Consider the following 26643-nt stretch of genomic DNA (forward strand, 5'->3'; position numbering starts at 1 on the left):
TCAAGAGTTCAAAGCTATAATAAACAGGAAGGATAAAAGGGGCAATCAAAGAAGAATGGAAGTGACCAAGAATGGTTAATAAAAAAGAAATTTCAGAATTTGAATTGCTCTATGACTTGATTTTTGCTTATGCATTCAGCCGAGTGGCAACAGTCATGCTGGTTCCTGTAAATCAGTTCATAACTTTTCAGAGTATTGGTCAGTTTTTGCTGGTGTCCCTTGTTTTTTGGACAATCTGGTCTTATCAGATTGTGTTTGCCAATCGGTTTTCGGTTAAGAATAAATTGACTCCGTTATTTTTATTTTTTGACATGTTTTGGGTGTTGGTCTTATCCCAAGCGCTTAGCATGGATATGGCACAAACACATGTAACCTTTGCAAGCGCAACTTCAATTTTATTCTTTAGTATGGCTGTTCAGTATTATTTAAAAATGCGGACTACTAATGATGTCGCTTTAAAAAATCTTTGTTTTCAATTAGTTATTATGCTTAGTCTTACTGGCGGAATTGGGTTTATCACTATTTTCCCTTGGGGAGGTTTTACTGCCAGGAGTTCAATTTACGGTTTTTCCGTCCTGATTGCCGCGATCTTTCCCATTACATTAAAAAAGATGCTGGCGGAGGTAACGGTTAATTTTGGCGATTTGACGGAAAGATATAGTTTAGCAACGTTGTTTTTATTTGGAGCAGCAGTGATTGCTGTAGGGCAGACAATTATTTTTGATCAAATCGGTTTAGGAAATATCTTATTCTTTTTAATGATATTGGGATTGTTGCTTTTTTATCATACAATTTATAAAACCGGGATAGATCGACAAAGTCATACAGGTGGGTTAGTCTTAATTTATTCGCATTACTTTATTTTTATCGGTTTAGGCTTAATCGTTGTTCTTTATGAAAAATACCTTAGTGGCACCATTCAGTCCTTGTTCTTTGTAATAACTGCTGCTCTCAGCCTAGCGCTATTTTTAGGCGGAATAATTATAAATATGATTATTTATAGTAAAAGGGAGCATAATTATTTGGCCTTTATCAGTAAAAATATTCTCTTCTTTATCGCTTGGATTGCCCTAAGTTTGTTGATTCAAGAGATTGTTTGGCTATTTATGATAGTTACTATTTTGTTTTTATTATTCTTCCTGTATAAAGTGAAACGAGAAATGGCAGAGTAGAAAAATCTGGTTTTTGGTCATCGTTTATTCGTACTCAGAGCGTGAAGCAAAAGTGTTATTAACTTTTGTCTCACGCTCGTCTATTTGGATATATTTCCATGCGGATGTATCCTTGCTCATCTTCTGGTTCGTTCTGGTTTTTCAAGGTAAAGCCTTGGTTAAGATAAAATTGCTTCGCTGTTCTTGAGGCTGGAACTTCGATACGATCGGCTCTAAGAAAAAATTCATCTTGTTTGAGCATGTCCATAAGTAATGAACCGATACCTTTACGATGCTTGTCAGGATGAACAAATACGCTTAAAATAATACTTTCTGTAACTGAACCCCAGTACGGACAAATTGTTCCAGTTCCTATAATCTGATCGCGGCTTTCTGCAACATAGGTATGTGCATAACGAGCCTGCTCACAAAGCTTATCTGGAGTGTATTCTGCGACCAGTTTTTCCATCTGTGCGAAGGGATAATCCAAGCTGTTCACTTCAAGAAAATTACGATGTAAAAGCTGTGCAACCGCAGCAGCATCTAATGGTTGAAAACGTCTAATTTGAATGGTCATAGTGTGCTCCTTTTTCTTTTAGGTAGGCAATCTTTTGTAGGCGTGTTAGTTTTTTAAAGGCATATTCGGCTTTGGTTGCTTCACTGCGGCTGGCGAAGGTCTCGACATGAATCATCTCTAAAGGACGACGTGAAGGCAAGCGAGTGTATTTTGCACCGATGCCATCATTGTGTTCCTTTAAGCGCCGATCAGGATCAGTCGTATAGCCGCCGTAAAAGGTTTGGTCCTTACAATAGAGCACGTAAAAGTAATGACTATTTGCCATATAACATCGCCTGCATTTCCGGAGAATATTGCTGCTGTTCATCGTAGATGAATAGCGGCGGTAAAACACGAAAGCCGGCTTTTTTGCCTTGTTTAATACCTTCTATTAATAACGTATTAGCTTCTTTGCCGATTTTGGGGTAAACAAAGCGTACACGTTTAGGGGCAATATCGGCGGTTGCCATTGCCTGAAGAATATCTAGAAAACGATCCGGACGATGAACCATGGCCAGACGTCCATTAGTTTTAAGTAATTTAGCCGAAACCTCGACGACTTCATTCAAGCTTGTCTGAATTTCATGGCGGGCAATAGCTAAATATGGATTCGGATTTTTTTGACTAGCCGGCAGCTCTTTGAAATAAGGAGGATTGCAAAGAACGAGATCACATGAATCAGGTTTAACGACAGTTGCAGCTTGCTTTAAGTCCAGTTCGATCATTTTCAGCTGTTCCTCCAGCTGGTTCAACTGAATACTACGGTTGCCCATATCCGCCAGACGAGCCTGCAGTTCGATTTGAATAATACGTGCTTGTGTTTTGCGGCTGGCAAACAAACCAACAGCACCATTACCGGCACACAGATCAACAATAGTTCCTTTTTTGGGATAAGCTGGAAAATTTGCAAGTAAAACCGCGTCTATTGAAAAGGAGAAAACCTCCTTGCTTTGGATGATTTGAATAGCATCCGCATATAATTGATCAATCCGTTCACCTGGTAGTAGCATGTTTATTTCAGTCCTTTAATCGATTAGTAGTTGCTTGACTAAGTAATATTTAGTAGTTCCTGCAAAGGGAGTGTCCGCTAATTGCCCAAACACACGATAGCCAAATTTTTCGTAAAAGGCTTTGGCCTGATAGTCCTGCGTATGAATAGTAATCTGGCTAGAGCCGCAATCTGCAGCAAAAGCCTCGGCTTTTTGCAAGAGTTTGGTACCATAGCCTTTTGAACGAGCTTCTTTGTTTAATGCCAGCAAGGAAATGTGTGTTGTGTTCATCCACTTATTCGCTGTGATGCCACCAATATAATGACCATCCTCATAAAGAGCACATGAAAAGCTGGTATTTTCTTCGGCGGGCACCTTTTTTTCTGCCTCCTGCTGTTCAGAAAGCAACGCGATAAGACGTTTTTCATTTTCGGCAAGAGTCAGCTGTTTGAATTCAAGCATAAAGACTTCTCCTTTTCCTTCGATTATATAGCAGTTATTCCAAAATAAAAAGCTCTTTTGTAGAAGCTCGGGCGTCGTTGTATTATACTACGATTAAGATTAAAAGAAACCTCTGAAAAAGACTTGTCAAAAAGCCTCATTTTCGGCATACTTAAAGCTAGTGAAAAAGAAAGGAAGAAAGCTATGTTTTTTACATTTATGCGCGGAATTGTCCGAGTGATTTTATTTATAATCAATGGTAATGCGCACTATGAAAAGAAAGACCGCATTCCTCAAAATGAAAATTACATATTAGTGGCGCCGCATAGAACTTGGTGGGAGCCATTGTATTTAGCAGTTGGCGGTTCACCGAAGAAGTTCAGTTTTATGGCCAAAAAGGAATTATTCAAAAATCCCATTTTGAGCTTTATTTTACGACATGCCAATGCCTTTGCTGTAGATCGTGAAAAACCTGGTCCAAGTGCCATTAAAACACCAGTAAAATTATTAAAAAATACGGAATTGAGCTTAATTATGTTTCCAAGCGGTACGCGCCATTCTTCTGAATTAAAAGGCGGCGTTGCTTTGATCGCTAAGATGGCTAAGGTACCAATTGTTCCAGCAGTTTATCAAGGACCGCTGACTTTGAAGGATTTATTTAAACGTCGTCGAGTGACAGTCAGATTTGGCGCACCGATTGATGTCAGTGACATTCAAAAGATGGATAAGGACGGCATCGCTGAAGTCGAACGTAGAATGCAGACAGCCTTTAACCAGCTGGATCAGGAAATTGATCCAAATTTTAAATATGAAGCTTAAGCACAAAAAAATAAAACGTGTATCTTACTGAAAAATCATTCGTTGATTTTTTTGTTAAGATACATTTTTTTTATAAAAATATAATACCTTTCAGGGATATATTTTGCTGTAAATTTGTTATAATAGTAAGAAGGACTTTTTTAGGTGGTGGAATCATGCGTTTTTTACATACAGCAGACTGGCATATCGGCAAAAAGCTACACGGCTATGATTTATTGGAAGAACAAAAGGCTGCTTTTGAACAAATTCTGGCAATTGCTAAAGCGGAAAAAGTAGAGGCGATCGTTGTCGCAGGCGATTTATATGACCGTTCTGTTCCGGCTGTTGAAGCGATTGAGGTCTTTAATCAAATGATTATTAAAATGAATTTACAGGAGAAATATCCTGTTTTGGCTATTTCCGGAAATCATGATAGCAGCGTGCGTCTGGAGACAGGGGGACCTTGGTTTGCGCAGTCGAATTTTCATTTGAATACGCAGCTGATACAAGCGTTTCAGCCTATTGAAATGAATAACACGCAGTTTTTCCTATTGCCTTATTTTGAACCAATTTCGGCACGTATCTATTTTGAAAATGAAGCCATCCGCACCATCGAGCAAGCAATGAAAGCAGTCATTAATGAAATGACCAAACAATTTAAACCTGATATGGCGCATGTACTGGTCAGTCATTTTTTTGTTGCTGGCAGTGAGAAATCCGATTCTGAAACGAAATTAATGGTCGGCGGTTTAGATACTGTACCGGTTTCACTTTTAGAGGTCTTTGATTATACTGCATTGGGTCATCTACATGGAAAAAATGCCCTGCAGGCACCCAAAGCGCGGTATAGTGGTTCACCGCTAAAATTTTCATTGTCGGAAAAAAATCAGCAAAAGGGCGTCTTTATTGTTGACGTGACGCCTGGCCATACGGAGTTTACGTTTAAAGAATTAACACCTTTCAGAGATATTGTTCAAATTGAAGGGGCGTTTAAGGAAATAACAGCACCGGCTTTTTATGAATCAATCAATCGGGAGGATTATCTGCATATTCAACTGACGGACCGCGCAATTATCCCGAATATGATGAATCAATTAAGACAGATTTATCCGCGAATTATTGGTGTGGAGCGCTTATTTGGCAGAGAAACGAAGTCTCAAGGAGAAGCCAGACAGACCCTTAAAACTTTAGAGCCGGTGGCACTGGTCGATCAATTTTTTACAGAGGTTACCGGTGAAGTGTTAAGCGTGCAGCAGCAATCATGGCTAAAGGAGCATTTAGCCGCGATTCATCAAGAAGAAAGAGGGAAATAAGTTGAAGCCATTGACATTGACCTTAAAAAACTTTGGTCCGTATATTAATGAAACCATTGATTTCAATAAATTTGATGCGGCTTCATTATTTTTAATTAGCGGTAAAACCGGCTCGGGAAAAACCACGATTTTTGATGGAATGAGCTATGCTTTGTTTGGCGAAAGCTCTGGAAAATTAAGACAAGGAAAGGAAATGCGCTCAACCTTTGCCGACCCTTCAGAACCGACAGAGGTATGCTTAACCTTCTCCCATAGTGATCACATTTACGAAATTAGTCGTAAGCCGGAGCAAACCTTATTCAAAAAGCGCGGTGCTGGTACGCGCGTACAGGCCGCCAAGATTTCATTAGTGGTTAAGGATTGCAATGGAAAAGAACTGCGAGAATACACGAAAAGACGGGAAGTCGATCAATGTATTGAAGAGCTGCTGCATTTGGATGCGAATCAGTTTGCCCAAATCGTTCTTTTACCGCAGGGTGAGTTTCGGACTTTTTTAATTGCCAACAGTAATGATAAAGAAAAAGTGCTGCGTAATTTGTTCGGTACTCAGTTATACCAAGAAGTAACGGAGCGCTTAAAAGAACAATTAAAAACCTTAAATAAAGAAATTGAAAAAACCAGACAGACGATTTCGGCCAAGCTTGATCAATTAACGTGGGAAGCAGCCAAGCCGGAAGAGGCAACGATAGAAGAGCTGCTGAAGGCGTTGGAAACAGAGCAAAACCAGCGTCTGACTCAACAAAGCCAAGCAAAAGAAGACTTGCGACAATTGGAAAAGCAAAAACAAGCCAAGGAGCAGGAAAAATATGCATTGGACGAATTAAACAACAGCTTTACTAAACTAGCACAATTGAAAGAAGAAAAAAACAAACTGGAACAGCAAAAACCAGCATTTGATCAGCTACGTGCTGAAATCAAGGAGCTGGAATGGAGCCAAGGTCATCAGGCGCTTGTTGAAAAAATGGATGAAAAAGCGGCACTGGTTCATTCTTATCAACAGCAGCTGACAGATAACGAAAAAGACCAGTCAGCTTTGTCACAGCAGCTACAGCAATGGCAGCAAAAACAAGTGGCGCATCAAGCACAAGCAACAACGATCGAAGAAATGAAAAAACAAGTAAATAAAATCCAGTTTCAGCTACCTTTATTCGCAGAAAAAGAAGAGCTGCAGCTAGAAATCACTCAAGCCGCCGTTACTCTTGAGCAAGCTGCAAACCAACGCACTGCTTTGCAGAAACAGCAGCAAGGATTAGCTGAAAAATATCAAAAATTAAAAGCAATTATTGAAAATCAGGTGACGCTTGAAAAGCAAAAGCTAATGTTAGAAAAGCAGCAAGAACAATGGTTGAAGCTGGCTGAGTTGATACAGCAGCAAGAGCAGCTGTATGACAAAATGCAGATGTTAAAAAAACAGCAAACAGCGACCGCTTCAGAGCAAGCAGCAGCCACCAAACGGCAAGCGGAGCTGCAGCGAAAAGTCAAAAAACAAAAGAGTTTATGGGCTAAAATGCAGATTAGTCGGTTGAGCTTGCTCTTGGTTGAGGGCGAACCTTGTCCTGTTTGTGGCGCTTTAGAGCATCCACAGCAAAGTCAGCCGCATGAATTTTCACTTGAAGAAATCAAAGAGAGTGAAGAACAGCTGAATGCAACAGAAGCGCTGGTTCAAGCACAAGAACAGCTGCTTGCCAAGCTACAGGCTCAACTGGAGCAGCTTCAGCATTCAGAGCAAGAACTGGTTCAGGAACAAAAGCTGCAGGCTGAAAAAATTGCAGCACAGCTGACGACAATCAAAGCTGTAGAAGAGCTTCCCGCTACTTTTACGACAGAGCTGGAAGAGGTTGCACAAATCCTTGCTAAGCTGAAAAGAGAAATAGCCGATTTAGTTCAAGAGCTTGCGCATACAACCGCTGCAGAAGCCGAAATTAATACCGTTCAGGATGAATTAACCCAGTTGCAAGCTAAAATTACGGAACAGGACACACTGGTGGCCGAACAAAGTCAAGCGCAACAAAATCGTTTGACTAAAGAAAAAGTACTTTCTCAACAATTACCGGATAGCACACTTGCAGAGGTCACAACGAAAATGCAGCAGCTTGAACAACAACTTAGTCAGTGGGAAACAGCCAAGCTGGAAATTAGCGAGCAACTGACCGTTTTAAATGAACAACAATTAGTCTTAAAAAATAGTGCAGCTCATCTTGAAAAAGAGCGACAAAGCAATCAAAAAGAACAGGAGGCGCTGAAACAAAAGCTGACAAAAATTTTAGCGAATTCTGATGTTGCATTGGATGAAGCAGCTTTGCGCCAACGGATCAATGAGCTGGTTACTTTGGAAAATAAACAAGCGGAATTAGCGGCTTTTGATAAAAAGTATGAACAGCTAACGTTTCAATTAACAGATTTAGCAGCCTCATTAAAAAATAAAGAGTTGCCGGAGCTTGCGAATCTGAATGACGAAATTAAAGAGCTGACCGAAACAATTGAACAAAAAGAAGCGGCTTACTATAAACGGCAGGAAAAAATGCAAACCAATGCTGCCATTCAAAAGCAGGTATCAGCATTGATTGCCGCTATAGATGAACAATGGGAAGAAGTGACTGCGCTACATCAATTAGCTACAACTGTGAACGGGGATAATCCGCGCAAAACTAGCTTAGAGCGTTATGTGCTGCAAACTTATCTGCAAGGAGTACTGGAGGTTGCGAATCAGCGCTTAAGCCTGTTAACGAAAAATCGGTATCAGTTTGAGCTAAATCAGGATTCCGGCAGCTATAAAAACCAGACAGGACTGGAGATTAATGTCTATGATGACAATGCGGGAACATGTCGCAGTGCGCATACATTATCCGGTGGCGAAAGCTTTATTGCGGCTTTGGCGTTGGCACTTTCTCTTGCGGAAGTGATTCAAGAGCAAGCCGGCGGTGTACTGATTGAAGCACTCTTCATCGACGAAGGCTTTGGCTCCTTAGATGATGAAGCGTTGGAAATGGCAATGGAGGCCTTAGAAACAATCGAAAGTGAAGGAAGAATGATCGGAATAATTAGTCATGTGAATGAATTAAAAGCACGAATTCCACAGCAACTTAAAATTAAGACAAACGGAAATGGGCAAAGTAAGGTTGCCTATCAAACAACCTAAAAGGCAGGAGGTGAAACGAATGAAATGGAGTATTCCAGAACGAATTGTAGAGCGCGGCCGTGAGTATATGAAGGAAGGCCGGGTGCTTTCCATTGATCAAGATACACAACAAAAGCTTTGGCACGCGGAAGTATTGGGCAAAGAGCTTTACCATGTAGAATTGGATGGAACGACAAAGGAAAATGACCGGTGTGAATGTCCTTACTGGCAGGATCATGGCTATTGTAAACATACTGTTGCGGTAGAATTATCTCTACGGCAAAAAGGCCTTTCTCGGATTATTAAAGAAGATCAGTCGGTTTTTGAAAAACGAGCTGTTTCTGTTTCGGAAATGTTTACCAAGGGCTTTGCCAAGCTGGCGCAAACAGAAGCAGAGGAACGAATTTTGCCGTTGGCGGTAGAATTTGTTGTTGATGTAATCGAAACAAATAATTTTTATCCGGATCTGTCTGTTTTGGGGATATCGCTAAGGCTTGGACATCAGGGCATTAAGCCTAAAACCTACATTATAAAAAACATTGGCGAGTTTTTTCAAACCTTTCAAAAGGAAGGTGTTTTCCTCATTAATAAGCAGCACCGCTTTGAATTGAAAAAGGCCGCTTTTGAGCTGACCACCAGAGAGGTGCTGGAGCAATTAGCCGAGATTTATCAAACGGGACAGTTGCTAGGCTCAAACGGACTACAGGTAAAAGGGAAAATAGACAAACGTTATGTGATTTTGCCGATTGACCAAAGTCGTCCGTTGTTGGAAAAAATGAGTAAAACCGCTGCTTTTCAGTTTAATGACGGGCAAAAAAAATACCGTACGCTGACCTTTAGTGAAGAAGCCTTGCCCATTCATTTTGCTATAAGCAAAAGAGGTGCAGAGGACTATCAATTAACCATCGAAGATCAGCTGACGACCTTTCTATCTCATTATCGCTGGGGCTTTAAAAAAGAAACGATTTATCGCTTTAACCAAGAGCAGGTCAGTATATATTCCACCTTGCTGCAGCTGCTGAAAAGAGTGGAAAAACCGGAAATTATCTATGAAAAAGCAAGTGTGTCCGATTTATTCAGTTCTGTGGTTCCTTTATTGAAAAAAATCGGTTCTGTTACTGTCAGTGAAGAGGTAGAACAAGAGGTTGTTACTTACCCGCTGGAAACGATGTTTATTTTTCGCAAGATTAAGGGCATGATTAAGGTAAGGGTCGATTTTACCTATGGCTCTGTCGTTTTTTCAACGGACAAAAAACATTCTGTACCCTCTGCCAATGGTCAAGAGGTTGTACGCAATATCAAAAAAGAACAAAAGGTATTGGAGCAGCTGCAAACCTTTGGCTATCAGCTGACAGAAGACGGTTATGAGAAGAAGCTGCCTGTGGGTGAAAGATTGTACTACTTTTTTAAAGCTGAAATTCCCGCGTTTCGTCGTTTAGGTGATGTTCGGATGGGAAATAAGCTAAGAGAGCTATTTCTTGATGCAGATCAGCACCAACCGCAGATTGCCGTTTCAGATTCCGATTCTTGGCTAGATGTCCGTTTTGATATTACCGGGATTGACGAGCATGAAATTGATGCTGTGTTGGCTAGCCTATTGCGAAATGATCGCTTTTATACCTTGGAGTCCGGAGAAGTACTGTCATTTGATTCTGAAGAATTTCAGCAGACAAGCGAAGTGCTGGCAAGATTGCGTAAAAACATGAAAAATGTGCAGGGACATATTCAAATACCTAAAAATCAGGGCTTAATGCTGGAAAATCTGTTGGAGGATCATCAGCAGGCGCATTTTTCCGCTTCTTTTAAAGAAATGGTTGAAAATCTGACTCATCCCGAAAAATTTCAAGCGGAGCTGCCCCAAGGAATTCAGGCGACATTGCGTTCTTATCAAAAAGAGGGCTTCAAATGGCTGAAAATGCTTAGTCATTATCAATTTGGCGGAATTTTAGCCGACGAAATGGGTTTAGGGAAAACCTTGCAGACGATCACGTATCTATTATCGGAAAAAGAAGCTCAGGCGCAGGGTATTGCTTTAATTGTAGCTCCGGCCAGCTTGATTTATAACTGGTCAGCTGAATTGAAGAAATTTGCTCCGACTCTGAAAGCTGTGGTAGTAGCAGGTAATAAAAATGAGCGAGAACGACTGGCTGCACAGCAGGATTTAGACGTGATCATTACTTCTTATGCTAGTTTAAGACAAGATGTTGAGCTGTATCAAACTCTAAATATGGGCTATTTAATTTTAGATGAAGCACAGATGGTTAAAAACAGCAGCACAAAAACGGCACAGGCGTTGAAAAGTTTAACGATACCGCAGCGTTTTGCATTAAGCGGAACACCGATTGAAAATAATTTGGATGAGTTGTGGTCCATTTTTCAAATGATTTTGCCAGGTTTATTTCCAACGCGTACGTTGTTTAGAGCGATGAAGCCGGAAGAAGTGGCTAAAATGATTCAGCCGTTTATTTTACGGAGAGATAAGAAAACCGTGCTGGATGATTTACCGGAAAAAATTGAAAGTAATCTTTACAGTGTTTTGACGGAAGAACAAAAAACGGTTTATTTAGCTTATTTGAAACAAATGCAGGAAGACGTTAAAGGCATGAATCAGGATGTCTTTAAGAAGAATCGTTTGAGCATTTTAGCGGGACTGACTCGCTTGAGACAAATCTGTTGTGATCCGCGGCTGTTTGTGGAAGATTATACTGGAGGCTCCGGAAAGCTGGAGCAAGTGAAGGATTTGCTAGTCGCAGCCAAAGAGAACAAGCGGCGAGTGTTGCTGTTTTCACAGTTTACCAGTATGTTGTCGCTGATTGAAACAGAATTACATGAGCTTGGCTTGGAAACCTTTTATTTGAGAGGCAGTACCAAACCTAAGGAACGCATGGCAATGGCGGATGCATTCAATAATGGCGAAAAGGATGTCTTTTTAATTTCGCTGAAAGCTGGCGGAACTGGATTGAATTTGACCGGGGCGGATACCGTAATTTTATATGATCTTTGGTGGAATCCGGCAGTGGAAGAGCAAGCGGCCGGACGTGCACATCGAATCGGTCAAAAGAATGTGGTCGAGGTTTGGCGCATGATTGCTGAAGGAACGGTTGAAGAAAAAATGGATTCTTTACAGCAGGAAAAACGTGAGCTTTTCCAGAAGGTAATTCAGGGAAGCGAAGAACAACTGGCTAAATTAACAGAAGACGATATTCGGACTATTTTAAGTATTGGAGAATAAAAAGCGAGTGGGCGGGACAAAACTGTTTTTAGTTTTGTCCCGCCCACTACTTGTGAATAACCGGTGGCTGAGGAACCTAAACGACTTTCGGCTCAATCTCCTATTAAATTTTTATGAAAGCAGATTTTGAATGGCTGGCAATAATCCGTCAAAAGAGCGTACTTCTTTTAAATGACAGGCAGTTTCATTTTCCGGCATTTTTCTTAGGCGATGATTAAACCATAGAGATTTCCAGCCGCCATTTCTAGCTCCGACAATATCATTTTCAAAGCTGTCGCCTACATAAAGAGTATGTTGAGCGTCCATATTGAATTCCTTAGCAGCAAGCTCAAAAATTTCTTTTTCCGGCTTTTGGAAGCCAGTGCTTTGGGAAATAATAATATTGTTCGTAGGGATCCAATCCTCTAAACGAAGCTGTTTAACTTTCTTATATTGATGATCGGTAGGACCATTTGTAATAATGCCCATAGGTATTTTTTGTTCTTTTAAAAAGTTCAAGACTTTTTTCACTTCAGAGTGCATGGTGATATTATCCAATTCATGCTCGTAAATTTTTTGAAAAATTAAGCCGTCCTCTTGTGAAACAGTTGAATAATTTAAGTCCTTTAAGGATTCATCGATCCGGTAGTAACGCATATATTCCAGTGTCCATTCATTAGCCATCACTTTTGGAAACGTGACATCGCTATGATGACGAAAACGAATATAAAGCTGATGCATATCTTCATTTTTCACACAAGGAAAGACTTGATTTACTGCATTTTTAAACGGTTGTTGCTGGTCATAAATAGTATCATCCACATCAAAAACAATTGTTTTCATTTAACAAACTGCACTCCTTAGTAATTTTCACAAAAATTTTCTACATCCGTTTCCATTGTAGCGAATTATTTCACAAATGAACAGAAAGAAAATTTTAATGTAAATTAGAAAGACTACTCTCTTAACGAGCTGAAAGTATTGCAGAGCAACCTCACTTGTGATGAATTAAACAGAATAATCCAAAAAAAAAGACTCTTTGCAGAGTCTTTTCAGGTTTTTAAGCTTGATCACGATGAGAAATAAGAGTGAAAAATTTCAAGCAATATACTGCGGCGATACCTACAAGAATGTAGATAATTTTAGCTAAAATAGAGGTTGAACCGCCGGCAATTGTAGCTACTAAATCAAATTCGAATAAACCGACTAGCAACCAATTTAAACCACCAACTATTAACAATATCAATGCAACTGAATCTAATGCTTTCATCATTGTTTCCTCCTTTCAAAAGTAGAATTAAGTATAAAATGGATAATAAATAAAAGCAAAAATTTAGATTCTTTTTGTTAGAAAATACAAATATTAGTTGATAATATTTGCATTTTTCGGATAAGCTAGACATAGAATCATATGGATGTAAAAAGGGTTTATCAGAAAACTATATAATTAAAATTACAATTTAAATAATATTTTTTTACCATATTATTTGTAGTTTTGAGTAAAATAGTGTAGATTAAAGGTAGTTAATTTCATGAATATTTTAAATAAGCATTTTTATAAAGTGTAAGCGAAAGATAAAAAATAGTTTTGATTTGAGTCATTTATCGTTTTTTTTTTGTATAGTCTATTTAATAACTATTATTATCTTCAAAAAAGTGTTATCGAATGTAGTTTTTTGAAGTAGCAAAAAAATACTACATTTAGTATAATAAAAAAAGAAACACCGACAAAGCCTATCTTCCCCAAGAACTAAGCTAGATATCGGTGTTTTTATGATGTACATGTATATATATAATTTAGCAAAATAGGAAATTGTTTTCAAGTAAATGCCCTTTTTTTTATAGGTATTTAACTAAGTTGTTTTTGAAAATTTAGAAATGTTTTATATAATTCATATTTGTATATATAATTATGACCAGTTGACTGTTTGCAACGGTTTTTTTGTTTTTCAGTAAGCTTTACAGCAACTTATTTTTTTGCTTATAATGTAGGAAGTATGCATTAGAGGGGGAAACTATGTTAAAACGTTTTTTTAGTTATTATCGTCCGTATAAGCACTTATTTATTTTAGATTTTGGTTGTGCGGTTATAGCCGGATTATTAGAGCTGGCTTTTCCAATTGTGGTCAATCAAGTGATTGACAAAATCATGCCAAAAGGTAATTTTCGTTTGATTGCTTTAGCATGTGTCGGCTTGCTTTTTTTCTATGTATTGAATACTATTTTACAGTATATTGTGGTCTTTTTTGGGCATAAGCTAGGCGTAAATATTGAAACAGATATGCGACGGGAGTTGTATGGACATTTACAGACGCAGCCCTTTGAATATTATGATAATCAAAAAACAGGGAAGCTGATGAGTCGCTTAACAACTGATTTATTTGAAATTTCTGAGGTGGCTCACCATGGTCCGGAAGATGTTTTTATTACTGTGATGACTTTAGTTGGATCGTTTCTTTTGATGCTGCGGATTCACGTGAAATTAGCATTGGCAACCTTTGTTTTACTGCCGTTTATCACAGTTGCACTGGTCTTTTTTAATAAAAAGATGACTAAAGTAAATACGAAAATTTATGATAATCTCGGTGAATTTAATGCGGGGGTAGAAGCCTCTGTCAGTGGAATTCGTGTGACGCAATCTTTTGCCAATGAAGCGTTTGAACGGAGACGGTTTGAAGGGCTGAATCAAGCGTATCGACAATCAAAGATTCTTTTTTATAAAGTCATGGGGATTAGTTCTGCTTATAATTATTTTTTGATTCGTTTGATTAATTTGTTTACCTTAATTTTCGGCGCGTATTATACGATGAAAGGTGAAATCACCAACGGCGATTTTGTTGGGTTTATATTGTTGGCCAATGTTTTTGTACGACCAATCGAAAAGGTAAATAATATGATTGAAAGCTATCCAAAAGGAATTGCCGGCTTTAAACGCTTTACAGAAGAAATTGATAAAAAGCCTGCTATTCAGGATAAGCCTAATGCGGTGACAGTGGAGCATTTGACCGGAGCAATTCACTACAAGGATGTATCCTTCGCCTATGCGGATTCTACGAAGGTGTTAAATCACATTGACTTGCAAATTGTTCCTGGCGAAACAGTGGCTTTTGTCGGGCAAAGCGGTTCCGGAAAAACCACCTTATGTAATTTACTGCCGCGGTTTTATGAAGTATCCAACGGAGAAATTACAATTGATGGGATCAATATTCAAGACATGACATTAGCTTCTTTAAGAAGTCAAATTGGGATTGTGCAACAGGATGTGTTCTTATTTCCGGGCACGATCCGGGAAAATATTGCATACGGTAAACTGGATGCTACTGAAGCTGAAGTTCAACAAGCTGTGAAGCTGGCTCACTTAGAAAAAGTGATCGAACAAATGTCTGACGGTCTGGATACAATGATCGGAGAGCGAGGAGTGAAGCTTTCCGGAGGGCAAAAGCAGCGCGTGGCGATCGCACGGATGTTTTTAAAAAATCCGCCGATTTTAATTTTAGATGAGGCAACGTCTGCCTTGGACACTGAAACGGAACAAGTGATCCAAGAATCTTTAAATTCATTAGCTAAAGGTAGAACTACGATGATCATTGCCCATCGTCTAGCAACGATCAAGCATGCGACTCGGATCATAGTAGTCAGCGACAAAGGCATTTTAGAAGAAGGCACGCATGAAGAATTACTTGCAAAGGGCGGGCATTACCGGCGTCTGCATGATGCACAATTTAGAGATTAAAAAAAGCAAGGATCGAATAAAAGTCAGCTGACTTTTATTCAATCCCTGCTTTTTTATCTGCGTTTTTTGCGACCTAGTCCAACTGCATTTTTCATGCGTTGTAAGGTTTTGTTTGCTACTAAACGAGCTTGTTCTGCGCCGTTGTCAAGAATGTCATCTAATTCATCAGAGTTAAGCAGCTGATTGTAGCGTTCTTGAATCGGTGCCAATAATGCCACCACTGCTTCAGCTAAATCGCCTTTAAAATCACCATAGCCTTTTCCTTCATAAGCTGTGACCAATTCATCAATCGAACGCTCGGTTACTGCTGAAAAAATACTTAACAGATTTGAAATTCCCGGTTTGTTTTCCGGGTCATATTCAATAATTCCGGTAGAATCCGTGACCGCTGACTTGATTTTTTTACGAATAACGGCGGGTTCGTCCAGCATTGAAATAAAGCCTTTCGGATTACTATCGGACTTGCTCATTTTACTTGTCGGATCTTGCAAGCTCATTACCCGTCCGCCTTGTTCGGGAATTTTAACCTCAGGCATTACTAGAATCTCCTGATTTTTTTGCGCATAGCGTTTATTAAAACGTTCAACAAAGTCTCTGGTTAATTCTAGATGTTGCTTTTGATCATCGCCGACAGGTACTAAGTTTGCGTTGTATAAGATAATATCACCAACCATTAAAGGAGGGTAAGTCAAAAGACCGGCGCTGACCCCTGTGCGGCCGTTTTTTTGTGATTTATCTTTGAATTGAGTCATGCGCTCCAATTCGCCGATTGTCGTATTACATTGAATAATCCAAGCTGCTTCAGCATGTGCTGATACTTCAGATTGAATGAAAATGGTTGCTTTTTTTGGATCAAGTCCGACTGCTAGATACAGAGCCGCTAATCCGCGAATCTGTTGTCTTAATTTTTGAGGATCCTGTGGCACAGTGATAGCGTGTTCATCAACGATACAAAAATAACAGGTATACTGATTTTGTAAAGCTACAAATTGTTTCATTGCGCCGATATAGTTGCCAATTGTTGGTATCCCGCTTGGCTGTATGCCAGAAAAAATAGTTTCCATAAGTAGACCACCTTAAATATTTAATAAAAGTCATTGTTACTATTATACAGCTAAAAATAAAAAAAAACAGACTTATGCTGAAAAAAACTAAAATGTCAGAATTTTTGAACTAGTACAGATGGCCCTTTTGTGCATATCTGTATTATTTTTTTATTATGAATTATAATTGTTAGTAAATGAATAGAAAAGCGTTCTGTCTCTTTTTTATCTAAAAAAAAACAAGTACAATTACCAAAAACTATGAAATATTTTAAAAAAGAGCTAGTATTTTTAATCAAAATTGGTTATACTTAGAACAGATAGGAAAACAGTTCGTTTTCCTGTTTCAAAAAAGTGATGAAAATCACACAAAGGAGTGATGCACATGTTGACACTTTATACTTCCCCAAGTTGTACGTCTTGCCGCAAGGCTCGTGCGTGGTTGCAAGAACATGAAATACCTTTTAAAGAAAGGAATATTTTTTCAGAACCACTAAATATTTCTGAATTGAAAGCGATCTTGCGAATGACAGAAGATGGAACTGAGGAGATCATTTCTACTCGTTCTAAGGTTTTCCAAAAACTTAATATGGATTTGGATGAACTTCCACTGCAAGACTTGTTAGAGTTAGTAAAAGAGAATCCTGGATTGTTGCGTCGACCAATAATGATTGATGAAAAAAGATTACAGGTTGGTTTTAATGAGGATGAAATTCGTCGTTTCTTGCCTCGTGGTGTTCGGCAGTTGGAATTGCGTCAAGCACAATTGATGGCGGGTTTATGAAATTGAACATGTAGAACCTTTGTCTTTGTGACAAAGGTTCTCTTTTTTCTTTAAATAAAAGTAGCAGCAAGCAAGAAAGTAGGCAGTAAAAGCAGGTGGTTATGAATTAATTAAGAGCCGATTTTATTTGCAAATATTATTACTTTTTCCTTTACATTTGGTGTGATTCCGCTACAATGTACGTAAGAATAAGTTTCCTGATAGAGCAAAAGTGAGGTGTAGCGACATGGAAATGGAACATATCAATGAAAATACCATACGAGTACTGATTGGCAATGAAGACTTAGCTGACAGAGGAATTACTTTTTTAGATCTGCTTGGCAATCACAAAGAGGTAGAGAACTTTTTCTACAGTATTTTGGAAGAAGTTGATGTGGAGGATGAATTTCAGGGCAGTGAAGCTGTTACCTTTCAGGTTCTGCCAAAAAGTGACGGGTTAGAACTATTTATCAGTAAAAATGCATCGATGGAAGATGTGTCAAATTTTGAAGGATTCAATGACTTAAATGCTGAAGAAGTGAGTAATTTAATCCGTAGACAAATCGAAGATGATTTTGCTGATGAACCGCAGGAGCTTTCTGATACTTCAGTGAAGAACTTAGTTTTTGAGTTAAATGACTTCGAAGCGATGGTTCAACTGGCAAATCAAGTAAATTTACAGTCTGTAATAGCAAATCTATATACATTTAAAGGCAAGTATTATTTGCAAACTATCTTTTTAATGGATGAGCTCGGTAAAAACACAGTAGAAAATGAATTAGCACAGTTATTAGAATTTGCTGATTTATCTACAGTTACACCGGAAACGTTGAATGAGTATGGTACTTGTATTATGGAACGCAACGCATTGGAACTAACACAGTATTACTTTGATTAAGCCTCTAAATATAAAAAGCATCAGTCTGAGATAAACAAATTTTTGTTTATCTCAGACTTTTTTAATGTTTTTTTGTAAAGAATGCGTAGCTTATTAATGAGGTGAGAAAAATGTTGAATGCTTATTCAAGTAATAAAAATAGCGTTACTCTTTTGGCTATGCCTTCTGAAGCTATAGAAGCATTAAAGAAAGACAAATACTTTTGCCCAGCCTGCAAGCAGCCGGTATACATAAAGAATGGTCGTATCAAGCTGCCGCATTTTGCTCATTTTGCGGAAAGTAGCTGTAGCTTTTATACAGAAGCTGAAACCCAAGAACACTTAGCTTTGAAGCTGATGTTTGCTAACTGGTGTGAGCAGCAGCAGCTTCCTTATGAGGTAGAAAAATTTTTGCCGGCGTTAAATCAGCGGCCGGATCTTTTAATAGGGAATTTAGCCATTGAAATTCAATGCAGTCCGCTAAGTATACAGCGTTTGATTGAGCGGACCAAATGCTATCAAGAACATGGCTATCAGCCGCTTTGGATTTGTGGAAAAAAATTAAGTGTCACTTACAATAAATTAAGTGAACTTACGAAAAATCTTTGTTATTATAGCGAAAAATTAGGTTTTTATTTATGGACGGCAGATGTTGAAGAGAAAGAATTGATTCTTTTTTATCATTTGGAAGAGGACTGGTCAAAAAAGCTGTATGCAGCTAAAAAGACATGGAAGTTTTATCAAAAAGACCTTTTGGCTATTTTTAATTATCCATCACGTGCGATGCTGCACCTGCAGAGAAAACATGAGAGTGGTCATTTAGTTAAAGCCTATTACGGTGAACTTGAAAAAAGACTGATTCGTAGAGATGAAAGAGTTAGAAGTGTACAGTCGGTATTATATAACAAGCAGCTCCATATTTTAAATTTGCCTTATTGGTTTTATGCGCCCGGACTGAATGTTTTTTGCTGCAGGCATTCCGATCTTTTGTTTAAGTACAGAATTTGGACAGTTGTCCGGTTTTTTGATCAGAATGTTGTTTGCGCCGCAGAGCTTTTAGCGGCTTTGAGAAGTGAAATTCAGCAGGCACAGGAATTATTCTATCCTTTGCCGAATATAACAGCTGAACAGCTGCAGGAGTACTGTCTGCACTATTTAATAAAAAGCCTGATTACCTGTGGTCATTTAAAAAGGCAGACACAGGATTGGATTGTCACAATATCAAGTGATACAAAGCTTTTAGATCAGGTGGAAAGATTCATAAATAAGTGTGTAATCAGTGCTACTCCAATAAAAAATGTGATATGATAAACTATAAAAGAAAATATAAAGGAGCGGGTGTAATGAGCGAAGCAAAACAATTACCAGAACGTTCGAGTTTACCAAGAGAAATGACTTGGGATTTAACTAAAATATTTAAAGACGATGAAGCTTTTAATGATGCTTATCAAGTACTGGCGGATGAACTGAAAGAAGTCAATAGCTTTAAGGGGACTTTAGCCAAAGGAAGCGCTGCTTTTTTACGTAGTATTGAAATGCTTTTAGATGTGTACCGCAAAATTGAAGTGATTTATGTCTATGCCCATTTGAAAAATGATCAGGATACTTCTAATCCTGATTACCAAGCCTTATATGCACGGGCAAGCACGTTATTATCGCAAGCAAGTGAAGCTGTTTCGTGGTTTGAACCGGAAGTTCTTTCGTTAAGCGATGAAACCGTTTGGGGGTATTTTGAAGAGAATCAGCAGCTTGAAGTATACCGTCACTTCATCGAAAATATTTTAAGTGAGCGTCCGCATATTTTGTCTGCTGAACAAGAATCGTTGTTGGCCGGTGCAAGTGAAATCTTTGAGGCATCCAGCAATACGTTTTCAGTCTTGAATAATGCAGATTTAAAATTCCCGGTAATTAAGGATGAAAAAGGCGAAAGCATTCAGTTAACTCATGGTGTTTACGGTCAATTAATGGAAAGTACCGATCGGTCTGTCCGAGAAGCAGCATTTAAGGGCTTGTACTCTGTTTATGAGCAATTCAAAAATACTTTTGCCCAAACCTTAAGCTCGCATGTGAAAGCTCATAATTATAAAGCAAAAGTACGTCATTATGATTCAGCTAGAGCGGCGGCTTTAAGTGGCAATCATATTCCTGAAAGCGTATATGATACATTGGTGGAGGTCGTGAATAAAAATTTGCCGTTGCTGCATCGTTATGTGACGCTTAGAAAACGATTGCTGAAGGTAGAAGAGCTGCATATGTATGATATGTATACGCCGATTTTAGGAGAAGCCTCTATAAAATATTCTTATGAAGAAGCGCAGGAAAAAGCTCTGGCGGCTCTACAGCCGATGGGTGAGGAATATCTAAAGGTTGTCAAAACCGCCTTTAATGATCGCTGGATTGATGTTATTGAAAATCAAGGCAAACGCAGCGGTGCCTATTCTTCTGGTGCTTACGATACTGCCCCTTATATTCTGATGAACTGGCATGACAGCTTGGATCAGCTCTTTACGTTAGTCCATGAAATGGGGCATAGTGTTCATAGTTATTTTACGCGCAATAATCAGCCATATGTTTACGGTGATTATTCAATTTTCCTTGCAGAAATTGCCTCCACGACAAATGAAAATATTTTAACTGAGTATTTATTGGAAACGGAAAAGGATCCGCGCGTCCGTGCGTATATTTTGAATCATTATCTTGATGGCTTTAAGGGAACGATTTTCCGCCAAACGCAATTTGCGGAATTTGAACATTTTATCCACACTGAAGATGCTAAGGGAATCCCATTGACGAGTGAATATTTAAATGAACAATATGGTCAATTAAACGAAAAATATTATGGTCCAGAAGTTTCAAAGGATCCTGAAATTACGTTGGAATGGTCACGTATTCCACATTTTTATTATAATTATTATGTTTACCAATATGCAACAGGCTTTTCAGCTGCTTCTGCTTTAGCCAAAAATATTTTAGCTGGGGAACCGGATGCCTTAACGAATTATTTGACGTATTTAAAATCCGGCAGCAGTGATTTTCCAATTGAAGTAATGAGAAAAGCCGGTGTAGATATGACGCAACCAGAGTATATCGAAGATGCTATGGCTGTTTTCGAAGCTCGATTGCAAGAATTAGAAGAATTAGTTGCAACCTTAGAAGGTTAAACAAAAACACACTCAAAACATTCAGTTTTGAGTGTGTTTTTAATATTCGCTTTATCATCTTAAAGTAGATGTAAATGACCATGGGGGACACGTTGTTCCTTAAGATGGTTTCTTTTAAATTCCTTGTGAAAATATTGAAGGCTTTCTTCAGAGGTTTCACAAAGCTGTTTTATTTCATCCATTGATTCGCAATCTTCAACTAAAACGCCGAAGTCCCGATCACAAGTATAGTTAAAAACTACTGCGGAAGGATGTGTTACGATATTCATCTCTCGAGCAATTTGTTGATCGGTTTGAAAAGATTCTTTGACAAATTCAGATTGACGATCTGCGATGAACATATCTAAATCTCCACCAGCTTCAACAACAAGCTGTTCTGCTAAGTCAGAGGAGTAAGGAATTTTGTCAATTGCTACTGCTTGTTGCAGGCCTAGCAAAAGATGACGTCCTTTTTTCTTTCCTTGTAATTGCGCTGCTTTGTAATCTAAAGCGGCAGAGTAGACATCTTCGAACAATTGGTTGCGTTGTTTAATATCGTTAGCTGGTATATTAAAACGTTTAAGCAAATGGTTAATCGTTTGCATATTGACCAATGGAATAAAACGAAACTGAATCTTTTTGTTTTCAGTTTCAACTAATTTTAAAATATCCTTTTCTACGTTGAGACAAATGCCCCCTAAAGGATTAACGAACAGATAGATTTCAATCATTCATACTTCCTCCAATTTGACTCTGGTTACGACTAGACATCATTTCCTCAACTAAGTGTTCCTAATTTAGCAGAAAAACTTGTAAAAATGAAATGATTTGTTTTTTACATTATAATTTCTTAATGTTTTCATTTGAGCTTAGCATCATTCGCTGGATTTTGTTTGGAGACGGAGTTTCTTTGATGTTCAAAGTATCTAATAAAAAGAGAAATTCCTTTCTACCAACAATGGCGTCAGCCACTTCTAATTCCAGCTCAAAATCATGCTCTTGATTGTACCAACTTTCATCTAGCGCGAGTAAACCTTGGGGAAGTTTTTTTTCTGCTCGTTTCGTTGTCAAGCTGCCAATTAAATGTAAATTATCTTTATCGATACCTAGACTTTTCAGCTTACCGTATACATTGCCATGATCCAAAAGTGTCTGAGTTGCAACGATTTGCTGTGCTGTTTCAACGGACAATGAATCATTAATTTCCAACAGGCCATCTGCAGCCGGAATCTTTAAAGTAATTTCAGCATTATTTGCTAGTGTTCGAACTCTTAAGCCAAAACGCTTTTCTCTCAACTGGAAGTCAGCTGAATCGAAATAGTAATTGTTTTGGGTGAAAAAATCTGTTTCTTTTAAATGAAAGTAGCTCACAGCATGCGAAAATTCAGTCGCAGTTAATAACGTCTTAAATTCGATCTCTAAATTCTCGCTCACTGATTTTGGACCCACTTTCTTTAATTTAATTCAATTTTTACATACTTTACCCAATTACGTCAAGAAAAGTGAACTGGAGGTTAAAAAATGCCAATTGTTGCAAAAAATGCAACAATTTTGCAAATTGCCCTATATTGCCCTATTTTTCCCTGCTCTATGGTAAAATAAGCTGTGAATCAAATTCAAAGAAATAGAGGGATAAGGATGGAGAAAGAGTGGGAGCTTTTTCTGGCACCGTATGAACAGGCTGTTGGAGAAATGAAAGTTAAATTGCGCGGTATCCGCAAGCAGTTTCGAGAACAAAACAAGCATACGCCTATTGAGTTTGTAACTGGACGTGTGAAACCGGTTGACAGCATTCTAACCAAAGCGGCATTACGGAATATTCCTATTGAGCGTTTGGAAGAAGAGATGCAGGATATTGCTGGACTTCGAATTATGTGTCAGTTTGTGGAAGATATTCACCAAGTCGTAACGATTATTCGTAATCGAAAAGATTTGCAGATTATTCAAGAACGTGACTATATTACTAATAAAAAAGAAAGCGGCTATCGTTCCTATCATTTAGTTATCGAATACCCGGTTCAATTGATTTCCGGAGAAAAGAAAATTCTTGCGGAAATTCAAATTCGGACGTTGGCGATGAATTTTTGGGCAACGATAGAGCATTCGTTAAATTACAAATATCAGGGTGTTTTTCCTGAAGAAATGAAAGAACGGCTGCAGCGTGCTGCAGAAGCGGCCTATCTTTTAGATGAAGAAATGTCTACGATTCGTGAAGAAATCCAAGAAGCACAGCATCTTTTTTCTCACGGCCGCGGCAAATCTAAGGATAATTATTATCAGAAGATAACGGATAAGAATGAATGGTCAGAGGAACGGGAGGAGTAAAATGAAGGTTGCAATTGTTCATAATCATGAACGAAAATCAAATGAGGTTACAAAACATTTACTCCAGCTTTTAGAAGCCAATAATATTGAAGTCAATGAACAAAATCCTGAATTAGTCATTTCAGTCGGCGGAGATGGCACTTTGTTATCTGCGTTTCATCGTTTTAGCCACCGCTTGGATCAAGTAAGCTTTTTAGGTGTACATACTGGACATTTAGGTTTTTACACGGATTGGCGGGATTATGAACTGGAAGAGCTGGTACAGAGTTTGTTGATTCATCAAGAAAAAAGCATCAGTTATCCACTGTTGGATGTAAAAATCAGCTTTCGTGATAATAAGCCGGACAAGCATTTTTTGGCATTGAATGAATCGACGATTAAGCGTGCGAATCGGACAATGGTTGCGGATGTTTTCATAAAGGATGAGCTATTTGAACGCTTTCGGGGAGATGGTCTTTCGGTATCAACGCCGACAGGTTCAACGGCTTACAATAAAAGTATTGGCGGCGCGGTGATTCATCCTAGTATTAATGCGTTTCAATTAGCAGAAATTGCGTCTTTGAATAATCGGGTTTTCCGAACGCTCGGCTCACCGATTGTGATTGCTCATACTGAGTGGGTGGAAATCAAGCTGCAGGCAAGTAATGATTACTTAATTACGGTAGATCAGCTGGATATTTATCAAGATGATATTGATTCTATTTATTATCGGATTGCGGATGACCGTATTCATTTTGCCTCCTATCGACATATGCATTTTTGGCATCGGGTGAAAGATGCCTTTATAAGTGAGGATTAAAATTTCATGGAATTTAGTTGGACTGTGGCTGAAAAAGAAGCACAGCAGGTGAAGTATTTTTTAAAAGAGCAGGGCATCTCCAAAGGACTTTTAGCGAAAATTAAATTTCAGGGCGGACGGATTGAAGTCAACGACCAGAAAGAAAATGTATTGTATAAAGTCAAAGCTGGCGATCGGGTGACGATTACCATACCGGATGAAGGAGAGCATGAAACACTTTTAGTGGATGATCAGCCGCTCGATATTGTGTTTGAAGACGAACATTATTTAGTGGTAAATAAGCCGGCTGGAGTGGCATCTATTCCAGCGCAATATCATCCGAATGGAACGATGGCCAATCGAGTAAAGGCCTATTACAAAGCCCAAAACTACCGTAATCAGGTGATTCACATTGTGACGCGTCTGGATCGTGATACAACCGGCTTGATGCTGTTTGCTAAGCATGGCTTTGCTCATGCACTGTTGGATCAGGAGCTGCGTAAAAAAGCGGTGACAAAGATGTATCAGGCAATTGTGGGCGGCGCCATTCATAAATTGCAAGCGCACGGTGAGATCAATGGTCCTATCGGCCGAGATGAAACCTCTTTGTTAAAGCGGACTGTTTTAGCCAGCGGTAAAGAAGCTAAAACAGAGTACTGGCTGCTGCAAGCAAAAGCGGATCGGGCGCTTGTGAATATACGCTTACATACTGGAAGAACTCATCAGATTCGTGTGCATTTTGAAGCGTTGGGTTGTCCGTTGTTTGGCGATGAGCTGTATGGTGGCACACTGGAGCGGGGGATTGAAAGGCAGGCACTGCATTGCTGGCAGTTGAATTTTACACACCCGTTTACCAAAAAGAGCGTGCATTTAACTTCTCCTTTAGCACAGGATATGCAACAGATAATGGACTAATACGAATAGAAAGGAGAGGTACTAGTGAATGAAGGACAGGAAATGGAAGAGCATTTCGCTTTGCTGCTGGAAAAATTAAAAGAGCAGCAAATGACTGAATTTCGTGAATTATTTTTGGCGCTTCATATTTATGAACAAGGGCAATTTTATCAATCAGTTGGTGAGTTTGATAGAAAACAAATTTATAGTTACCTTTCTCCGAAAGAGCTGGCAGATATGTTTGACGTCATCGAAGAAGACAATGAAAACATGAAGGATTATCTGGCAGAAATGCGTCCAAGTTATGCGGCGGAAATGCTGTCGGAAATGTATACCGATAACGCGGTTGACTTATTGAACATGCTGGATAAAAGTCAAAAGGCTAAATATTTAAGCTTGATGAGTTCTGAAGATGCAGGTGAGATTAAAGAACTGCTGCATTATGAGGATGATACTGCAGGAGCGATTATGACGACGGAATTTGTTTCCATCGTTGCTAATCAAACGGTTCGTTCCGCCATGTATGTGTTAAAAAATCAGGCGGATGTCGCTGAAACAATTTATTATGTATATGTAGTGGATCAGGAAAATCACTTGGTCGGCGTTATTTCTTTAAGAGACTTGATTGTCAATGATGATGACACGATGATTTCTGATGTTTTGAGTGAACGGGTTATTTCCGTTCATGTGGGCGATGATCAGGAAGATGTTGCGCAAACGATTCGTGATTATGATTTCTTGGCAGTGCCGGTAACAGATTATGATGATCATCTTTTAGGAATTGTTACCGTTGATGATATCATTGATGTTATTGACGATGAAGCAGCAAGTGATTATTCTGGGCTTGCCGGGGTTAACGTGGAAGAGGTCAGTGAGAATCCGATTAAGGCGGCATCCAAGCGTTTACCCTGGCTGATTACGTTATTGTTTTTGGGCATGTCGACAGCAACCTTAATTAGTCATTATGAGGAGCTGGTTAGTCAAGCGAGTATTTTGGCTGTGTTTATTTCTTTGATTACCGGAACAGCAGGTAATGCTGGTACCCAGTCATTGGCTGTGGCGGTTAGGCGTCTAGCTGTTTCTGATGAGAAGGATAATAGCTTTACTCGATTAATTTTGAGTGAAGTCTTAACTGGTCTAGTGACTGGAGCAATAACTGGGCTAGCGATTTTTATCGTAGTTGGCGTTTGGCAACATAATTTTCCGTTGGGCTTTGTGATTGGTATGGCAATGCTTTGCGCGATTACGGTTGCCAACTTGGCAGGAAGTCTGATACCTATGCTGATGGATAAGCTGGGCTTTGATCCAGCCGTTGCCAGCGGCCCCTTCATTACGACCTTAAGCGATTTAACCAGCGTACTGATTTATTTTAATATCGCGGCTCTTTTTATGCAGTATTTTGTATAAAGGGCTGTGTTAACTGTGAAAAAAGGCTGAAGTAAAACTAAAATATAGTTTTGCCTCAGCCTTTAGTTGTAAATATGCAGTCATCAAAAGTCAGGGTTTTGGTAAAT

Annotated in this window: 23 protein-coding genes; 14 read left to right on the forward strand and 9 right to left on the reverse strand. The window is 38.9% G+C overall.

The window, feature by feature from the left end; all coding sequences use genetic code 11:
- Positions 1–71 precede the first annotated feature (71 nt).
- Positions 72–1172, forward strand: a complete 1101-nt coding sequence (locus tag ABH902_RS03150; protein ID WP_404589139.1) for a low temperature requirement protein A — start codon at positions 72–74, stop codon at positions 1170–1172.
- Between the two features lie 70 nt (positions 1173–1242).
- Here ABH902_RS03150 and ABH902_RS03155 read toward each other — a convergent pair whose 3' ends face one another.
- Genes ABH902_RS03155 through ABH902_RS03170 form a run of 4 tightly spaced genes read right to left on the reverse strand, consistent with a single transcriptional unit; the run spans position 1243 to position 3158 of the window.
- Positions 1243–1728 carry a GNAT family N-acetyltransferase gene (locus ABH902_RS03155; RefSeq protein WP_404589141.1) on the reverse strand — a complete coding sequence of 162 codons (486 nt, stop codon included), beginning with the start codon at positions 1726–1728 and terminating at the stop codon, positions 1243–1245.
- Entirely contained in the window at positions 1712–1993 is a 282-nt protein-coding gene (locus ABH902_RS03160; RefSeq protein WP_404589143.1) for a GIY-YIG nuclease family protein, read from the reverse strand. Before ABH902_RS03160 ends, ABH902_RS03155 begins: the two co-directional genes overlap by 17 nt.
- On the reverse strand, positions 1983–2717 hold the full coding sequence (locus ABH902_RS03165; RefSeq protein ID WP_404589144.1) for a tRNA1(Val) (adenine(37)-N6)-methyltransferase: 735 nt from the start codon (positions 2715–2717) through the stop codon (positions 1983–1985). Before ABH902_RS03165 ends, ABH902_RS03160 begins: the two co-directional genes overlap by 11 nt.
- A 15-nt stretch (positions 2718–2732) precedes the next feature.
- Positions 2733–3158: a GNAT family N-acetyltransferase gene (locus ABH902_RS03170; RefSeq protein ID WP_404589145.1), complete on the reverse strand. Its 426-nt coding sequence runs from the start codon at positions 3156–3158 to the stop codon at positions 2733–2735.
- 183 nt (positions 3159–3341) lie between these two features.
- On the opposite strand from ABH902_RS03170, the gene ABH902_RS03175 reads away from it, so the two are divergent.
- The 4 genes from ABH902_RS03175 (at position 3342) to ABH902_RS03190 (ending at position 11598) form a co-directional block, all read left to right on the forward strand.
- Positions 3342–3956 (forward strand): lysophospholipid acyltransferase family protein, encoded by a 615-nt coding sequence (locus ABH902_RS03175; protein ID WP_404589146.1) that lies wholly within the window; start codon positions 3342–3344, stop codon positions 3954–3956.
- A 155-nt stretch (positions 3957–4111) separates the two neighbouring features.
- The gene (locus ABH902_RS03180) at positions 4112–5248 is read left to right on the forward strand and encodes an exonuclease SbcCD subunit D (RefSeq protein WP_404589147.1); all 1137 of its coding nucleotides are present in this window, start codon (positions 4112–4114) and stop codon (positions 5246–5248) included.
- A 1-nt stretch (position 5249) separates the two neighbouring features.
- Positions 5250–8387, forward strand: a complete 3138-nt coding sequence (locus ABH902_RS03185; RefSeq protein WP_404589148.1) for an AAA family ATPase — start codon at positions 5250–5252, stop codon at positions 8385–8387.
- A gap of 19 nt (positions 8388–8406) precedes the next feature.
- Positions 8407–11598 carry an SNF2 helicase associated domain-containing protein gene (locus ABH902_RS03190; RefSeq protein WP_404589149.1) on the forward strand — a complete coding sequence of 1064 codons (3192 nt, stop codon included), beginning with the start codon at positions 8407–8409 and terminating at the stop codon, positions 11596–11598.
- A gap of 111 nt (positions 11599–11709) precedes the next feature.
- On the opposite strand, the gene ABH902_RS03195 is transcribed toward ABH902_RS03190, so the two are convergent.
- Positions 11710–12420, reverse strand: coding sequence for an HAD family hydrolase (locus tag ABH902_RS03195; RefSeq protein ID WP_404589150.1), 711 nt, complete (start codon positions 12418–12420; stop codon positions 11710–11712).
- 217 nt (positions 12421–12637) lie between these two features.
- A complete protein-coding gene (locus ABH902_RS03200; RefSeq protein ID WP_154778400.1) occupies positions 12638–12847 on the reverse strand; it encodes a DUF378 domain-containing protein in 210 nt (69 codons plus the stop codon).
- Between the two features lie 747 nt (positions 12848–13594).
- On the opposite strand from ABH902_RS03200, the gene ABH902_RS03205 reads away from it, so the two are divergent.
- Positions 13595–15310 (forward strand): ABC transporter ATP-binding protein, encoded by a 1716-nt coding sequence (locus ABH902_RS03205; RefSeq protein ID WP_404589151.1) that lies wholly within the window; start codon positions 13595–13597, stop codon positions 15308–15310.
- A gap of 53 nt (positions 15311–15363) precedes the next feature.
- Here ABH902_RS03205 and trpS read toward each other — a convergent pair whose 3' ends face one another.
- Positions 15364–16374, reverse strand: a complete 1011-nt coding sequence (trpS, locus tag ABH902_RS03210) for a tryptophan--tRNA ligase (RefSeq protein WP_404589152.1) — start codon at positions 16372–16374, stop codon at positions 15364–15366.
- A gap of 364 nt (positions 16375–16738) precedes the next feature.
- Here trpS and spxA point away from each other — a divergent pair, with 364 nt between their 5' ends.
- From spxA to pepF, 4 genes are all read left to right on the forward strand, one after another.
- Positions 16739–17137 (forward strand): transcriptional regulator SpxA, encoded by a 399-nt coding sequence (spxA, locus tag ABH902_RS03215; protein WP_010760718.1) that lies wholly within the window; start codon positions 16739–16741, stop codon positions 17135–17137.
- Positions 17138–17363: 226 nt separating this feature from the next.
- Positions 17364–18014, forward strand: a complete 651-nt coding sequence (locus ABH902_RS03220) for an adaptor protein MecA (RefSeq protein ID WP_404589153.1) — start codon at positions 17364–17366, stop codon at positions 18012–18014.
- A 110-nt stretch (positions 18015–18124) separates the two neighbouring features.
- Entirely contained in the window at positions 18125–19300 is a 1176-nt protein-coding gene (locus ABH902_RS03225) for a competence protein CoiA (RefSeq protein ID WP_404589154.1), read from the forward strand.
- Positions 19301–19335: 35 nt separating this feature from the next.
- Complete coding sequence (pepF, locus tag ABH902_RS03230; RefSeq protein ID WP_404589155.1) at positions 19336–21153, forward strand: oligoendopeptidase F; 1818 nt, start codon at positions 19336–19338, stop codon at positions 21151–21153.
- Positions 21154–21212: 59 nt separating this feature from the next.
- Here the strand turns inward: pepF and ABH902_RS03235 are convergent, their stop codons facing one another.
- Both ABH902_RS03235 and ABH902_RS03240 read right to left on the reverse strand, forming a co-directional pair.
- Positions 21213–21863 (reverse strand): ClpXP adapter SpxH family protein, encoded by a 651-nt coding sequence (locus ABH902_RS03235; protein WP_404589156.1) that lies wholly within the window; start codon positions 21861–21863, stop codon positions 21213–21215.
- 109 nt (positions 21864–21972) lie between these two features.
- Positions 21973–22566 (reverse strand): CYTH domain-containing protein, encoded by a 594-nt coding sequence (locus ABH902_RS03240; RefSeq protein ID WP_404589157.1) that lies wholly within the window; start codon positions 22564–22566, stop codon positions 21973–21975.
- A 204-nt stretch (positions 22567–22770) separates the two neighbouring features.
- Between ABH902_RS03240 and ABH902_RS03245 the strand changes: the two genes are divergently transcribed.
- The 4 genes from ABH902_RS03245 to mgtE are packed head-to-tail and all read left to right on the forward strand — an operon-like array spanning position 22771 to position 26536.
- The gene (locus ABH902_RS03245; protein WP_404589158.1) at positions 22771–23457 is read left to right on the forward strand and encodes a GTP pyrophosphokinase family protein; all 687 of its coding nucleotides are present in this window, start codon (positions 22771–22773) and stop codon (positions 23455–23457) included.
- A gap of 1 nt (position 23458) precedes the next feature.
- On the forward strand, positions 23459–24256 hold the full coding sequence (locus ABH902_RS03250) for an NAD kinase (RefSeq protein ID WP_404589159.1): 798 nt from the start codon (positions 23459–23461) through the stop codon (positions 24254–24256).
- A gap of 6 nt (positions 24257–24262) precedes the next feature.
- Positions 24263–25150 (forward strand): RluA family pseudouridine synthase, encoded by an 888-nt coding sequence (locus ABH902_RS03255; RefSeq protein ID WP_404589160.1) that lies wholly within the window; start codon positions 24263–24265, stop codon positions 25148–25150.
- Between the two features lie 24 nt (positions 25151–25174).
- A complete protein-coding gene (gene mgtE / locus ABH902_RS03260) occupies positions 25175–26536 on the forward strand; it encodes a magnesium transporter (protein WP_404589161.1) in 1362 nt (453 codons plus the stop codon).
- Positions 26537–26643 lie beyond the last annotated feature (107 nt).

The organism is Enterococcus sp. UD-01 (assembly GCF_044909655.1).
Classification (GTDB): Bacteria; Bacillota; Bacilli; order Lactobacillales; family Enterococcaceae; genus Enterococcus_L.